Raw genomic sequence first — 14,735 nt, 5'->3', positions numbered from 1 at the left:
ACAAATAAAAATATTGGTCAATTGATAAGCAGTATATTTATTCAAAAATATTGTTCTTTAAAGTTGGTTAATTTGTATATTTTTAAATATTGCTAAGGACTTTTTCTATTCTTTGGAATTTTAGAGTGAAATTTTTATTAGTTTTATTTGGATCCATAATGGCTTCGGTTAAGCCATTATGGGAGTGTAAAGATTTAGAAATTAACCGTGTAGTGAAGCATCATGCGCTGTTCATCCAGACTTTTGCCATGTTTGGTGTCGTAGTTAATATTTAAGAAAAGAAACTTAAGATTTTTAATCCAAGCATTTAGGTCGTATTGAATCAACACGTCACTTTCTTGCTCAAAATCATTTTGATTCATGGTCTGAAATGAATCACCATAAATATATTTATAGGTCACTTTTAGACCCTTGATGTAGTCTTTAAAGTCATACGAGGCAACGAAATGATAAGACTTTTCATCTGCTTTGGTAAACGCACCTAAGGTCCAGTTCACCATATGCGGGATGGGCATATTGTCGAGTTTTGGAATACCATCTTTGCCAAAGTTTTCTTGGTAGCCAATTCCAGTTGTAAAGTTGCCATGTTTGATAAAATGCATAGCGCCTACAGATGTATTGTCATATTCTCCAAGTTTTGATTTGCCGACATCATCATGGCGAAACACACGTAATTTTGTGGTGTGCTGCTTTGTCCATTGATAATCAAAAGCAAAGTAACTTTGATTGATAAGATCTGTTAAATAACCATTATAAAATTTCCAATGATATTGAGGCGTTTTCCCATCCCACTGGAAAAAGTAAAGCCCATCAGATTCATGTTTTGAGATGGCAAGTTTGTGGTAGTCCTCCTCATTTTTTGGCGAATAACGGTTAATCAAACCTAGCTCGAAATTTTGTTGCGGTGTCTTATATTTTAATTCTAAGCCTTTATAGTTCACCCGTAATTGATGTGTATCGACTTGTGGGGTAAGGGGTGAGTCGGGAATAATTTCCCCTATATTCATGCGGAAGTTTTGATATTCAACTCCAGCACCTAAGCCATATTTAACTTGATCTTGTGCTTGTTTCTTAGTGTTAGGGTCAAAGGGTATGACCATATCATTGGTGTGTTGGTCGTTACTTAGGCGATAAGCATATTGGATGCTTGGATTGAGATGTAGTTGAACCTCATTCAGTTTGGTTGACCAGTCGCCACGATAAATCAAGCCTTGGCTCAAGCTATGAGTATCGGGGCTAGTGCCATTTTCATATTGTCTGTCGAAGTTAAATGTTTTGAGTGTGAGTGTATTTTGAAAATTAACATTTGCTTCACTATGAGCTAAACAGCAGGCAAGGGTTGTCCCTGAGAATAAAATCCCATAAATAAAAATATGCTTCATTTTTAAATCCGTTTAAAAGCGTTTTACTGTTCTAAATCCGACATGGCTGGTGGCAAGGTCGAGTTCCTGTGGATGCCTCGCGGCAGCACGATAACGCGCGCAATAGTTGGTTGCGCATAAATAAGACCCACCTTTAATCGTGTATTGCAAAATCTGTTCGTGACTTGGCCGATATTTCGATGGATCTCCCATATGATGATCTCTTGGTCCTGTGTAGGGTGTTTGCGTCCATTCCCATACATTGCCAATCAAGTCGTATAAGCCAAATGGGTTTTTACTAAAACAACCAACAGGGGCAACATCCTTAAAACCATCTTCCTGAATGTTTTTATAAGGAAATTCGCCTTGCCAGAAATTGGCTACAATATGGCCTTCGTGGGTAGGGCCAATATCGGAATTTTGCTGAAAACCTTTGGCTGCATATTCCCACTCAAGCTCAGTCGGTAAGTCATGACCTAGCCAGTTCGCATAAGCGTAGGCATCATTCCATGTCACCATGCGAACAGGCTCATGAGGCGCGGGTTGTTTAGGGTTGTTTAAGCCCCATGGATGTTTCCAATTGGCCCCTTTTTCAAACTTCCACCACTGTAATTCTTCAACTGGATGATCTGGTTGTACAAACATAGCTGCGCCGCCTTGCTTCTCTGCATCGCTGACATAACCCGTTTGTTTAACAAACTCTTGAAATTGAGCATTGGTGACTTCAGTCGCATCAATTAAAAAAGCGGGAACTGAGGTTGTCTGTAAATTTAATGGGCGTTCATCTTCATAACCTTGTGTAGTGCCTAAAACAATTTTTCCTTGCGGAAGCTTGACCATGCCTGCTTCTTTATTGTTAGGCCATCCCGAAGGAAGGCCTGAATAAGAATTACATTTAGCTTTGCTGCCTAAGTCGGGCAAGGTGGTCTGTTGTAGTTGAGGCGTGGTTTTTTGGCATGCACAAAGTAAGAGAAACGATGAAAGCATCATGATCTGTTTCATCTGGTTTTCTCTACTTTTTGTTGTATTGCTCAAAATCCACAACACCATTTTCATCGGCATATCTTAAATATTTGTCATTTAAGACTTTGACGATCTCAGGATGTTCTGCATAAACATTATGTTGCTCATTAAAATCTGTTTTTAAATTGTAGAGCTCCCAGCCATGGCTCTTAAATTTAGAAGGTGAGTTTTCAATAAGTTTCCATTGGTCAGTTTTGGCGTAGCGGCTGCCATGCAATTCTTTAAAGTCATAATAATTAACAGGTCGAATACGGGCAGTATTATCTTTAAACGCAGGGATCAGACTAAAACCAGATGGTTTAATTCTGGTGCTTGAAGTTGGATAAACCTGATTATTTTGAATACCAGCTAGCTCCATCACAGTTGGGAAGATATCTCTGACTGTCGCAAAGTTATTGTTAATTCCATGTTGTTTAGAAATCTGAACGGGTGATTTAACAATAAATGGGACTCGTACTCCGCCTTCTGAAGCAGCTGACTTCCAGTGGGTAAATGGTGTGCTGCTCACTTCGGCCCAGCGTGGTCCCATATAAACATATGAGCTGGCGTTGCCTATATTTTCATAGCGATTGTCGGCATCACCCATTGGGAAATTATGATCACCACCTTCAGCGCCGTTATCTGACATAAACACAATCAAAGTATTGTCATATAAATGATGCTTTTTAAGATATTGAATGACATCGCCCACGCGGTCGTCTAACTGGGTAACCATGCCCGCATAAACTTCCATTTTACGCGCTTCATATTTGCGCTCTTGTGGGGTGAGTTCATTCCAGCTTTTGGTGCCTAAAGCTTGATTGCCACGTTCGACTGGGTATTCTGCATTTGCAGGAATTAATCCTAATTGCTTTTGTCTAAGAAAGCGTTGTTTACGAATTGCATCGTAGCCTTGATCGTATTTACCTTTATATAAGTCTCTATAATGAGCGGGTGCTTGTAGTGGCCAGTGTGGAGCGGTATAGGCTAGGTAGGGAAAAAATGGTTTTTGCGCTTTATTTTTGTCTAAGTACTCAAACGCTTTTTGTGTAAAAAAGTCGGTCGAGTAGTAGTTGTCTGGCAATGTGACCTTTTGACCATTTTCTGTGTATTGAGTATTGCGCGGATAGTTTTTGGGTTGGTCTTTAAAGTGTAAATCGAAGCCATCGAGTAGGGCAAAAGATTGATCAAAACCACGGGCTTTAGGGTTTTGTTCGGGAGCATAGCCTAAGTGCCATTTACCAACCATGAAGGTGTAATAATCTTTTGTCTTCAAAATCTCTGCGAGTGTATACGCATTTTGCGTTAAGTGACCTGAATACCCATCAATTTTGAGTAGTGCGCGCGGGCTATCGGCTCCAACCAATTTTTCTTGTCGTTTTGAAGTTTCATACATCGCACCTAAACCTACCAAGTGGTTATCGGCACCTGTCATAAGCTGCGCACGAGTAGGTGAGCACATTGATGAAGCATGAAAATTAAAAAGCATTTTTCCTTGCTTTAACAGGCTATCAATATGAGGGTTTTTAATTTCGCCGCCATAAGCGCTAATGTCTGAGAATCCAAGATCATCGGCCAAAATAATCATGATGTTAGGTGGTTGTTGATTTTTTGGAGGTGCTGCTTGCGTTGTGTAAAACAATTGGCTGGCAAAAAAAAGTCCTAATGTAAGCTGACTTACTCTTTTGAGTTTCATAACAACAATCCTTTGATGTTTTATAAATGCATCTTGCATTTCTTGGAGATAAATAAAGTATTTTTTGGCTAAAAAATGCTCTGGAATCGATCATAATGGATTTTTTAATATGGATCCATAAAAATATTTAAGCATTCTAATTTTATGTTTTTAATAATTTTATACTTATATAATTTATGTGTTTATATACTTTTTAATAATCCATTTATAATTTTAGTTGATTTTTTGGATCCAAATATTCAGTATAGAAAAAGAGCAGGATGCTCAAAAAAATAAATATTCCTCTAGGTCATTATGGATACGGATATGCATAACCACCCAATCGCTCATATCAGCAATGTCGTGTGTATGTCTTATCCAAGGGAGATACACAAATGGAAAGAGACGTTCTAAGTGAGATCAATCAAAACAACATGAGCCGTTACCAATGGTTCGTCATTTTGATCTGTATTTGTCTCAATATTATTGATGGCTTTGACGTGATGGTAATGGCATTTACCGCTCCATCTGTGTCAGCAGAATGGTCACTTTCAGGCGCACAAATTGGTTTGTTGTTAAGTGCAGGTCTTTTTGGGATGGCTGCCGGTTCCATTTTTCTTGCACCTTTAGCCGATAAAATCGGTCGCCGTTTACTCATCTTAGTTTGTCTTGTAATTGCAGGTCTGAGCATGTTGGGCTGTGCTTTTGTACAAAGTCACGGCATGTTAGCAGCACTTCGGTTTATTACTGGAATTGGGGTGGGCGGCATTCTTGCCAGCAGTAATGTACTGGCAAGTGAGTATGCCAATGCTCGTTGGCGCAGTCTCGCTGTGAGCTTAATGTCTACTGGTTACGGAATTGGTGCGACACTGGGCGGAATACTATCACTGGCATTGATTGAGCATTTAGGTTGGCGCTCAATCTTTTTAGCAGGAGGGGTTACTACCATTGCAATGCTGCTGATCAGCGCATGGTTATTACCTGAATCTTTAGATTACTTACTCGCGAAACGACCAAAACAGGCACTAGAACGTATTAATGCCACTGTAAATCGTATGGGGCTAAATGAATTACCAGTTATGCCGCGTTATGAAAAAATCAGCACGCAAAATGGTAGTGAACTGGGCAAGTTATTTGCTGGACAACTTGGATTTCAAACACTTTGTTTGTGGTTTGCATTCTTTTTAGTGATGTTTGGCTTTTACTTCGTGATGAGCTGGACACCAAAAATTCTTATTTCAATGGGGATGTCGCCACACCAGGGCGTAAGTACAGGCATTTTAATTAGTATTGGCGGTATTTTCGGGGCAGCTATTATTGGTTTATTGGCATCACGCATGAAAATTTTCTATGCCTTAAGCCTATTTTTAGGGCTAACCTCGGCATGTGTTTTCCTATTTGTCGCAGTCTCATCTCAAGTCAGTATTGCACTCATGGTGGGGTTATTACTTGGCACTCTCATCAATGGCTGTGTAGCAGGTTTATATTCGATTTCTCCAACAATTTATGATGCTGAAATCCGTAGTCGTGGCGTGGGCTATGCAATTGGTTTTGGACGAATTGGGGCAATTTTATCGCCAACGGTCGCAGGCATTTTTCTGGATAAAGGTATAGCACCCGCAACGCTATATGCTTATTACGGCGTGGTGTTTATTTTGGCTATTTTCCTGATTTTAAGTTTGGGTAATGCTTTTTACCGCAGTCAAAAAGAGCAAAACTACTCTCTTAAAACAGCACCTTAATCCATTAAAAATTAAATAGTTGAGATAAAAAATGAAAAAGACGCCATTGTGGGTGGGGGTATGCTTGTGCCCATTATTTAGTCAAGTTGTGCATGCCGAATTTCTTGCAGACAGTAAAGCTGAGCTAACACTACGTAATTTTTACTTTGACCGAGACTATAAAAAGGATCCATATCCCTATACAGCAGGTAGAGATTGGGCGCAGGGTATAATTTTTAAAGGACAGTCTGGTTATACCGAAGGAACAGTTGGGTTTGGTGTTGATGTACTGGCAATGGCAGGTTTTAACCTAATGGGAAGCCAAGCTGATGACTATTCACGTAGTGGTTTATTACCAGTGAATACCGATAACTCGCGTGATGATTATTATGGGAAAATAGGTATTACAGGAAAGGCTAAATTTAGAAAAAATGAGCTTTTTATGGGAGATTTAGTTCCACAATTACCAACCATATTTTCATCGCCAGCGCGTTTGCTCCCTCAGACTTATCGCGGTATTCGCTTTGTTTCAAATGAAATTCCCAATCTTCAACTCGAAGGTTTTTATGTCGACGAAGTGCGGCAGCGCGATTCCATTCGTTATACCGATGTTGGAACAGACAATATCAACCATCGTTTTGACAAAGCGGCAACTACCGATTCTTTTTATACATTAGGTGGAAGCTATCAGCTAAAGGACTACCGTTTGCGTGCTTATCATGCAGAACTGAAAGACATTTACCAGCAACAGTTTTTAGGCTTTAACGGCAAACAACCTTTAAATGATCAACTTAATTTTTTAAGCGACGTGCGTTTTTTTAATAGTGAAGAAACTGGAAGTAAAAAAATAGGGGAGGTTGATAACCGCCATATTAGTGGCTTATTTGGTTTGAACTATCAAAATCATACGATTTCTTTGGGCTACATGCAGTCGTTTGGCTCGACTGGTCTGCCATTTTTGTCGGGAACTGAAAGTCCAGTCGTACTTGATTTTATGAGTTCGGACTATTCAAATAAAGATGAAAAAGTCTATTCGATTCGTTATGAATATGACTTTAAAAATGTGCGGGTAGGTGATGTTTCATTAAACGGACTGCGTTTTATGACTCGCTACGCAAAAGGTGAAGACATTGATTTGTTGCAATATGGCGATCAGCGTTTTAAAGAAGAGTCGATGGAATTTGATTTGGGTTATAAAATTCCTGAAGGTAAGTTAAAAGGTTTGGGAATGCGAGCCCGTTTTTCTCACTATCGCAATGATATGCCAAGTAATATGACATTCCATTCGGCAAATGAAACACGTTTAAATGTCGATTACACTTTTAAATTTTAATGATTAATATTTAAGTAAATTAAAGACCAGTTAAAACATTGTGAGCAGCAATGTTTTAACTTTAGTTATCAACTGCACAAAATCCCTCTATAATACCGCCAATCTTATTAAAGCCAATTGAGTCTCTCATTAAACACATGGCTTTAATCTCTCATTTTTTTAAGTCAATTTCTTCGCTGTGATTCGGCTTATTTTTCAATATTTAGAATTTTATGTGTCTGTGCTGACACATAAAAATATTTAGGTGCCAGCATGGAAATCAAGGTTAATTATCTCGACAATCTTCGACAGGAAGCTAAGTTCGATGACTTTACGGTAATTGCCGATCAACCAATTCGCTACAAGGGTGACGGTTCGGCACCGGGCCCATTTGACTATTTTTTAGCGTCGTCAGCATTGTGTGCAGCGTACTTTGTAAAAGTGTATTGTGCCGCTCGAGATATCCCAACCGATAACATTCGTTTATCGCAAAATAATATTGTTGATCCTGAAAACCGCTACAAGCAAACATTTAAAATTCAAATTGAATTCCCAGCCGATATTTCAGAGAAAGATCGTCAAGGTATTTTACGTTCGATTGACCGTTGTACTGTTAAAAAAGTGATTCAAACGGGTCCCGAATTTATTATTGAAGAAGTTGAAAGCATCGACGCAGATGCGCAAGCATTGTTATTGCCAAGCCTAACTTCAGAAAGTCATACCTATATTCAAGGTAAAGACCTACCGTTAGAAGAAACGATTGCCAATATGTCAGCTATTTTGGCAAATTTGGGCATGAAGATTGAAATTGCATCTTGGCGTAATATTGTTCCAAATGTATGGTCATTACACATTCGTGATGCACAGTCTCCGATGTGTTTTACCAATGGTAAAGGTGCCACCAAAGAAAGCGCTTTAGCGTCTGCATTAGGCGAGTTTATTGAGCGTTTAAACTGTAACTTCTTCTATAACGACCAGTTCTGGGGTGAAGATATTGCCAATGCTGAATTTGTGCATTATCCAGATGAAAAATGGTTTAAACCGGGTCCAAATGGTGAATTACCTAAAGAAATCTTAGATGAATATTGTCTTGAGATTTATAACCCAGATGATGAGTTGCTTGGCACACATTTATATGACACCAACTCAGGCAATGTAGAGCGCGGCATTTGCTCGCTACCTTTTGTGCGCCAATCGGACGGTGAAGTCGTCTATTTCCCATCAAATTTAATTGAAAACTTGTACTTAAGTAATGGTATGAGTGCAGGCAACACTCTGGCAGAAGCCCAAGTTCAATGCTTGTCAGAAATTTTTGAACGTGCTGTTAAACGTGAAATTTTAGAAGGTGAAATTGCACTTCCAGATGTTCCTGAAGACGTATTAGCAAAATACCCAAGTATTGTTGCTGGTATTAAAGGTCTAGAAGAGCAAGGCTTCCCAGTATTAGTTAAAGATGCATCGCTAGGTGGTCAGTTCCCAGTAATGTGTGTGACTTTAATGAACCCGCGTACGGGTGGGGTGTTTGCATCTTTCGGTGCGCATCCAAGTTTTGAAGTTGCGTTGGAACGTAGTCTGACTGAATTACTTCAAGGCCGTAGTTTTGAAGGCTTAAATGATTTACCTCAACCGACTTTCCAAAGTAATGCGGTCACTGAGCCGAACAACTTTGTTGAGCACTTTATTGACTCAAGCGGTTTGGTATCTTGGCGCTTCTTTAGTTCTAAATCTGACTATGACTTTGTTGAATGGGATTTTTCTGGCGAAGGCGAAGAGTCGAATGCAGAAGAAGCTGCAACATTGTTCGGCATTCTCGAAGAGATGGGCAAAGAAGTATATATGGCAGTCTATGAGCATTTAGGTGCGACCGCTTGCCGTATTTTAGTACCAGATTATTCGGAAATTTATCTCGTTGAAGATTTGATTTGGGACAACACCAATAAGGCACTTTCATTCCGTGAAGACATTCTAAATCTACATCGTTTGGATGATGAACAGCTTGAGGCATTGGTTGAGCGTTTAGAGGAATGTGAGCTAGACGATTACACTGAAATCACCACACTCATTGGCATCGAGTTTGATGACAATACAGTTTGGGGACAGCTCACCATTTTAGAACTGAAATTGCTAATTTATGTGGCTTTACAACAGTTTGAAGAAGCAAAAGAGCTTGTAGAAACTTACTTGCAATATAACACCAACACCGTTGAGCGTGGCTTGTTCTATCAGTGCATGAACGTGGTGCTTGAAGTGATGTTAGATGAAGAACTAGAGCTTGAAGACTACCTTATGAATTTCCGTCGTATGTTTGGTGACACGCGAATGGATGCGGTATTAGGTTCTGTCGATGGTAGCGTTCGTTTCTATGGTTTAACACCAACAAGCATGAAACTAGAAGGACTTGATCGCCATTTACGTCTGATTGAGAGCTATAAAAAATTGCATGCAGCTCGTGCTAAAGCCGTGGCGATGTAATTTAGAAAGCGAAAGAAAAAAGCCTATTTTTTAATAGGCTTTTTTTTATAAAACAAATTTCTATTTTAGGCAGAAGCTTTAGTGATCTCTATGGTTTCTGCATCTGCTCTATAACCTTGTTGCTCATCCAAAGTATGTTTAGCCGGAATATAAGACATTGCGCGTTCTGCAAGAGCTGTAATGGTGAGACTTGGATTAACGCCCAAATTTGCACCTAACATTGAACCATCTACAACATATAAGTTTTTATAGTTAAACACGCGGTTTTGTCCATCTACCACGCCACGTTCTGGACTTGAAGCAATTGCACAACCACCCATACAGTGGGCTGTAAAAGGTACGTTAAACAAAATTTCGGTAATGGTCGTCATCGGGTGACCATTAAACATTTTGGCAACTTTTTCGGTAAATGCATTGGCCTGTGGAATATACACAGGTAGCTTTTTACCTTCGCTCGATAACACCTTACCAAAAGGCCAGAACCAATTACGTTTCAAGCGCATGTTGATGGAGGCATCTGCTGTTTGCATCACCAAGAAAATTAAGGTTTGGCGTGCAAAACTGACCGGATTACTCATGCGAAGGAAAATAAATGGATGGCAAATAAGTGCCCATAACCAAAAGAATATACGTGTCCAACCCGGTTTACCTTTCGCCATGTAAGTACACATGAGGCCCATGGCATCTGAACCAGTTTGGTAACGCGTCGCTTCAATGTGAGTGTCATGGTCAATGTAAATACTTGAACCAATGGCAACACCTTTACTCATGTCGACATCTTTACCAAAAAAGCGAACACCTAAAATCGACTCGGCATTGGTACGTACCCGATTACCCAAATCATCAGAAATATTTGGCAGAGAACCGGACTGTTTTAAACGGAATAACATTTCTTGCGTACCCAAAGAAGATGCAGAGAAAATCACGTTACGAACACGCCATGTACGACGTTGTTTGTTAAACCATGAGCTCGAACATTCAGTCGTAACTTCATAGCCATCGCTGCCATCGGCTTTACCATTGAGTGGTTTAACGTCAACGACTTTGGTTTCTTCGTAAACCTTGGCGCCATTTTTTTCGGCAAAGTACAAATAGTTTTTATCTAAGGTATTTTTTGCGTTGTGTTTACAACCTGTCATACAACCGCCACATGCCGTACAGGTTCCGCGGTCTGGACCATCGCCGTTAAAGTACGGGTCAGGATAGGTCTTGCCACCTTCTTCACCTTCGGGTGGAAAGAAAGTGGCAACACGAGTGGGTTTAAATGTATGACCAACACCGACTGCTTCACCCATTTTTTTTAGCATATGATCGGCAGGGCCGAAAATTTTATTATCCGTCACACCAAGCATGCGTTCTGCTTCAGCATAGTGCTGCGGCATTTCATTTTTCCAGTCCGCGGCATCTGCCCATGTACCTTCATCCCAAATATGTTCAGGTGGAACCAGTAAGGTATTGGCATAGGTGATTGAGCCGCCGCCTACAGCATTACCGCAAATAATGGTGACATGGCGAAAAAAACGCATGTTGAAATAACCGAAAAGTTTCATGCCTGGGCGCCAAATCCAGCGACGGGTATTCCAGTTATTTTTAGCAAAATCTTTAGCTTCCCAGCGTCGCCCCATTTCCATTACAGCAACAGAGTAGCCTTTTTCGGTTAGACGGCAAGCAGAAACACTACCACCAAAGCCTGAACCAATAATGAGGTAATCATAGTCATAATTGTTTGTTGTCATGCCGAGGACTCCTCTCTGGCGATATTTTTATATTGACTGTGTATGTTTATCAATGAATTGCCCAATGCGCTCAATCGAGTCATTAGATTCATTTAGTATACCCGCGTGGAATTGAAAAACATGTCCGACTCGGTCATAAACCTTCAAATTCGTCGGAATACCATACTTTTCGGTTTGTTCGGCGAGACGTTTTGCATCGTCTAATAAAACTTCTTCGGTACCGACATGAATTAGAATAGTAGGTAATCCTGTTAAGTCGGCATAGAGTGGAGAACAGGTTGGATCGGTTGCCGATTTTTGTCCGCAATAGTTTTTTGCACACCAAGCTAACCAGTCTTCTGACAGCATCGCATCTTGAGCAGCATGAGTTTTAATCGTGCTTCCAGAGAGGCTTAAGTCAACCCAAGGTGAAAGTAAAACTAATGCTGTTGGTAACGGTAATCCTGCATTTCGTATCGCAATTACAGCACTTAAACTCAGTCCACCGCCAGCAGAATCGCCAGCAATCACGAGTTTTTTCGGGTCTTGTCCTTGAGCAAGTAAAGCTTTATAGACAGCAACGGCGTCTTCAATAGCAGCAGGGCTTGGGTGCTCAGGGGCTAGGCGATATTCAGGTAACCAGACTTGTGCTTGAGCTGCATGTCCGATTTGAGCAGCAAGCTTGGTGTGACTTTTTGAGCTACCCACCACATAGCCTCCGCCATGTAAATACAAAATGCCGCGTCCTGATTGAGTCGTTTTGGGCTGAATATGGACTGTCGGTACTTGAGCGATGGTTTGCTTTTTTGTTTTATAGCCACGTGGCCCAAGCACAATTGCACTGGCTGCATCGCTACAAAAACGTTGTAGCTTTAGTGGTGTTTTAGGGGATAAAGCTGGACGTAGTGTGGTACGAATAGTCCATGCAAGAAGCTGCTTCATAATAAGGACTCATACTAAGCATTTAATATCAGTCAGCATCTCTTAAGATTAAGAGCATGCTGACCACTATTTTTATTTTGCTGATTTGTTGAGTAGACGGGTTTGCCAAGCAGTCGCGGTTGCAAAAATCTTTTGATAACCCTGTGGAAGAATACGCTGAATCACATCAACAGCTTTTGCATCGGCTCCAATAAGTAAACGGCGGCGGTCCTTACGAACAGCCTCTAAAATTTGTTGAGCTGCATCATCAGCAGGGGTGCGAAGTAATTTATCGAAAGCATCCTGACTTTTTAGCGGGTCCATTCCTAAAGACTGGACGCTGTTATTCATGCGGGCAGCTTTGGCAATATTGGTACGAATACCACCCGGATGCACACAGGTCGCACTCACACCAGCATTTTGCAGATCAAGTTCTTGGCGCAATGATTCAGTAAAGCCACGAACGGCAAATTTACTGGCGTTATAAGCACTTTGAGTTGGTTGAGCTGTTAAGCCAAACATACTGGAAATATTAATAATATGCCCGTCACCACTTTGCTTTAAGTAAGGTAAAAACTCTTTGGTCCCATAAACTACACCCCAAAAATTAATACCAATCAGCCATTCAAGGTCTTCATAGCTCACACCTTCAGCCGTACTACCAATTGCGACACCAGCATTATTAAAAATCAGGTTAACTTGGCCATGTTCATCTACAACTGCCTTTGCCCAAGTTGCAACTTCATCACGTTTAGCTACATCGACTTTTTGTGTGGTTACTTTGACAGAATAGGGTGCCAACAGCTCAGCTGTTTTGGCTAACCCAGCTTCACTAATGTCAGAAAGTGCCAGATGGCAACCTTGTTTGGCCAATGCAATGGCAAGTGCTTGTCCAATACCAGAACCCGCACCTGTCACAGCTGCGACTTTATTTTTAAAAGACTTCATAAAATTCTCCGTTTATTTTTCTCATTTCCTATGGTGAAGCTTGTTTAAGAAATAGCTGAAACCTGAGTGTAGTTTTCAACATCGAAGCGACGAGTACGTTGACGATATTCAAGGGTAAAACCTGGCCAGTTATTGGTGTTTTTGCCATCAGCAGTCTGATACCAACTGGTACAACCTTGTGCCCAGACAGTTTTTTTCATTTTTTCTTGAATGCTTTGATTAAACTCATGTTGAACTTCTGCACGAACATTAGTGAACAGAAGTTTGTTTTGTAGGGTTATTTGAATGGCATCTAAAATATAATTAACTTGGCTTTCGATCATATACACAATTGAGTTATGCCCAAGATTGGTATTTGGACCATAAAGCATAAAGAAGTTTGGAAAGCCGCTCACAGTTAAACCGAGATAAGCTTCTGCACCATCTTTCCATGTGTCTTTTAAGGTGCGGCCATCAAGACCTGTAATCTGCATTGGCGCCATAAATTCGGTTGCGGCAAAGCCCGTACCATAAATAATGGTGTCGACTTCACGCAGATTTCCTTCAGTATCTAAAATACCGTTTTCAGTAATTTCTTGAATGCCCGTATTAATCACATCGACATGAGGCTGGGTCAGTGTTTCATACCAGTGGTTAGAGATTAAAATACGTTTACAACCAATTGGATAATCCGGCATTAAGCGGTGGCGCAACTTCCCATCTTTAACGACTTTACGGATGTGGCGCTGGAATAAATATTCCACCAAAGGCATTTCATTTAAAGAAGTTGTAAAAGCAAGTAGGCGAATTTCATGATGTCCATATTGCAAAGCACGGTCCAGACTTTGCAAAATTGGCAGTTTGCGGAAAGCTTTTTTCTCTAAAGGCTGGTAAACCCGATCCGGTTTTGGAATAACATACGGCGCCGAGCGTTGATAAACATCGAGATGAGCAACCTGTTTAGCAATCTCAGGTACGAACTGAATTGCACTTGCACCTGTACCGATTACTGCAACACGTTTGCCAGTTAAGTCATAGTCATGGTCCCAACGCGCTGAGTGAAATGCCTTACCCTTAAAGTTTTCAATACCTTTAAGTTTTGGATAAGCAGGGCGGTTGAGTTGGCCTACCGCACCGACTAGAAACTCAGCTTCAAATTGTTCGCCAGTCGTGCTTTGAATGTGCCATACACCTTGCAGAGCATCAAATTCGGCACTAGCTATTTCAGTATTAAATTGAACATGTGGACGAATATCATATTTATCCGCACAATGGCGTAAATATTGATAAATCTCTTGAGATGTTCCGTAGCGATTTTTCCAGCCTAGCTCTTGCTCAAAAGAAAAAGAATACAGATGAGAAGGCACATCGCATGCAGCACCCGGATAAGTATTGTCACGCCAGACACCACCAACATCGCTAGCTTTTTCAAAGAGTGTAAATTGTTCAAAACCTGCTTGTTTGAGACGAATGGCAAGTCCTAGACCACCAAAGCCAGTGCCAATAATGGCGATGCGTATATTTTTATTTGAATTAGACGACAAATTAAACATGGGCTGCTCTAAATCCTTAAAAACAGTGAGCGAAAAAATCGCAACTTCCTGTATGCAGAATAGACGTTTATTTGCT

At 40.6% G+C, this 14,735-nt stretch carries 10 protein-coding genes; 3 read left to right on the top strand and 7 right to left on the bottom strand.

What is annotated here, in order from left to right; all coding sequences use genetic code 11:
- Positions 1 to 194: 194 nt before the first annotated feature.
- The 3 genes from J663_RS16820 to J663_RS16810 are packed head-to-tail and all read right to left on the bottom strand — an operon-like array spanning position 195 to position 4,059.
- Positions 195 to 1,382: an OprD family outer membrane porin gene (locus J663_RS16820; RefSeq protein WP_033851114.1), complete on the bottom strand. Its 1,188-nt coding sequence runs from the start codon at positions 1,380 to 1,382 to the stop codon at positions 195 to 197.
- Positions 1,383 to 1,394: 12 nt separating this feature from the next.
- Positions 1,395 to 2,348: a formylglycine-generating enzyme family protein gene (locus J663_RS16815; protein ID WP_081404799.1), complete on the bottom strand. Its 954-nt coding sequence runs from the start codon at positions 2,346 to 2,348 to the stop codon at positions 1,395 to 1,397.
- Positions 2,349 to 2,373: 25 nt separating this feature from the next.
- The gene (locus J663_RS16810) at positions 2,374 to 4,059 is read right to left on the bottom strand and encodes an arylsulfatase (protein WP_033851112.1); all 1,686 of its coding nucleotides are present in this window, start codon (positions 4,057 to 4,059) and stop codon (positions 2,374 to 2,376) included.
- Positions 4,060 to 4,433: 374 nt separating this feature from the next.
- Here J663_RS16810 and J663_RS16805 point away from each other — a divergent pair, with 374 nt between their 5' ends.
- The 3 genes from J663_RS16805 (at position 4,434) to J663_RS16795 (ending at position 9,543) form a co-directional block, all read left to right on the top strand.
- A complete protein-coding gene (locus J663_RS16805; RefSeq protein WP_033851110.1) occupies positions 4,434 to 5,780 on the top strand; it encodes an MFS transporter in 1,347 nt (448 codons plus the stop codon).
- 31 nt (positions 5,781 to 5,811) lie between these two features.
- A complete protein-coding gene (locus tag J663_RS16800) occupies positions 5,812 to 7,092 on the top strand; it encodes an OprD family outer membrane porin (protein ID WP_033851108.1) in 1,281 nt (426 codons plus the stop codon).
- A gap of 252 nt (positions 7,093 to 7,344) precedes the next feature.
- Positions 7,345 to 9,543, top strand: coding sequence for an OsmC domain/YcaO domain-containing protein (locus J663_RS16795; protein WP_033851107.1), 2,199 nt, complete (start codon positions 7,345 to 7,347; stop codon positions 9,541 to 9,543).
- A 65-nt stretch (positions 9,544 to 9,608) separates the two neighbouring features.
- Here the strand turns inward: J663_RS16795 and J663_RS16790 are convergent, their stop codons facing one another.
- The 4 genes from J663_RS16790 to J663_RS16775 all read right to left on the bottom strand — a co-directional run bounded on the left by J663_RS16790 (position 9,609) and on the right by J663_RS16775 (position 14,659).
- Positions 9,609 to 11,279, bottom strand: coding sequence for a GMC family oxidoreductase (locus tag J663_RS16790; RefSeq protein WP_033851106.1), 1,671 nt, complete (start codon positions 11,277 to 11,279; stop codon positions 9,609 to 9,611).
- A gap of 27 nt (positions 11,280 to 11,306) precedes the next feature.
- Positions 11,307 to 12,200, bottom strand: coding sequence for an alpha/beta hydrolase (locus J663_RS16785; RefSeq protein ID WP_033851104.1), 894 nt, complete (start codon positions 12,198 to 12,200; stop codon positions 11,307 to 11,309).
- A 72-nt stretch (positions 12,201 to 12,272) separates the two neighbouring features.
- Complete coding sequence (locus tag J663_RS16780; RefSeq protein WP_033851102.1) at positions 12,273 to 13,127, bottom strand: SDR family NAD(P)-dependent oxidoreductase; 855 nt, start codon at positions 13,125 to 13,127, stop codon at positions 12,273 to 12,275.
- A gap of 44 nt (positions 13,128 to 13,171) precedes the next feature.
- The gene (locus tag J663_RS16775; RefSeq protein WP_033851101.1) at positions 13,172 to 14,659 is read right to left on the bottom strand and encodes a flavin-containing monooxygenase; all 1,488 of its coding nucleotides are present in this window, start codon (positions 14,657 to 14,659) and stop codon (positions 13,172 to 13,174) included.
- Between the last annotated feature and the right edge of the window lie 76 nt (positions 14,660 to 14,735).

This window comes from Acinetobacter sp. 826659, assembly GCF_000588515.1.
In the GTDB taxonomy this organism is placed as follows: domain Bacteria; phylum Pseudomonadota; class Gammaproteobacteria; order Pseudomonadales; family Moraxellaceae; genus Acinetobacter; species Acinetobacter pittii.
The sequence above is the reverse complement of the archived record's forward strand: the minus strand, read 5'-3'. Positions and strand labels throughout refer to the sequence as shown.

What these genes read in the sequence shown, in the direction of transcription:
- J663_RS16775 (WP_033851101.1), bottom strand. Translation starts at nt 14,659, where the DNA reads ATGTTTAATTTGTCGTCTAATTCAAATAAAAATATACGCATCGCCATT.
- J663_RS16780 (WP_033851102.1), bottom strand. Translation starts at nt 13,127, where the DNA reads ATGAAGTCTTTTAAAAATAAAGTCGCAGCTGTGACAGGTGCGGGTTCT.
- J663_RS16810 (WP_033851112.1), bottom strand. Translation starts at nt 4,059, where the DNA reads ATGAAACTCAAAAGAGTAAGTCAGCTTACATTAGGACTTTTTTTTGCC.
- J663_RS16815 (WP_081404799.1), bottom strand. Translation starts at nt 2,348, where the DNA reads ATGCTTTCATCGTTTCTCTTACTTTGTGCATGCCAAAAAACCACGCCT.
- J663_RS16800 (WP_033851108.1), top strand. Translation starts at nt 5,812, where the DNA reads ATGAAAAAGACGCCATTGTGGGTGGGGGTATGCTTGTGCCCATTATTT.
- J663_RS16795 (WP_033851107.1), top strand. Translation starts at nt 7,345, where the DNA reads ATGGAAATCAAGGTTAATTATCTCGACAATCTTCGACAGGAAGCTAAG.
- J663_RS16820 (WP_033851114.1), bottom strand. Translation starts at nt 1,382, where the DNA reads ATGAAGCATATTTTTATTTATGGGATTTTATTCTCAGGGACAACCCTT.
- J663_RS16805 (WP_033851110.1), top strand. Translation starts at nt 4,434, where the DNA reads ATGGAAAGAGACGTTCTAAGTGAGATCAATCAAAACAACATGAGCCGT.
- J663_RS16790 (WP_033851106.1), bottom strand. Translation starts at nt 11,279, where the DNA reads ATGACAACAAACAATTATGACTATGATTACCTCATTATTGGTTCAGGC.
- J663_RS16785 (WP_033851104.1), bottom strand. Translation starts at nt 12,200, where the DNA reads ATGAAGCAGCTTCTTGCATGGACTATTCGTACCACACTACGTCCAGCT.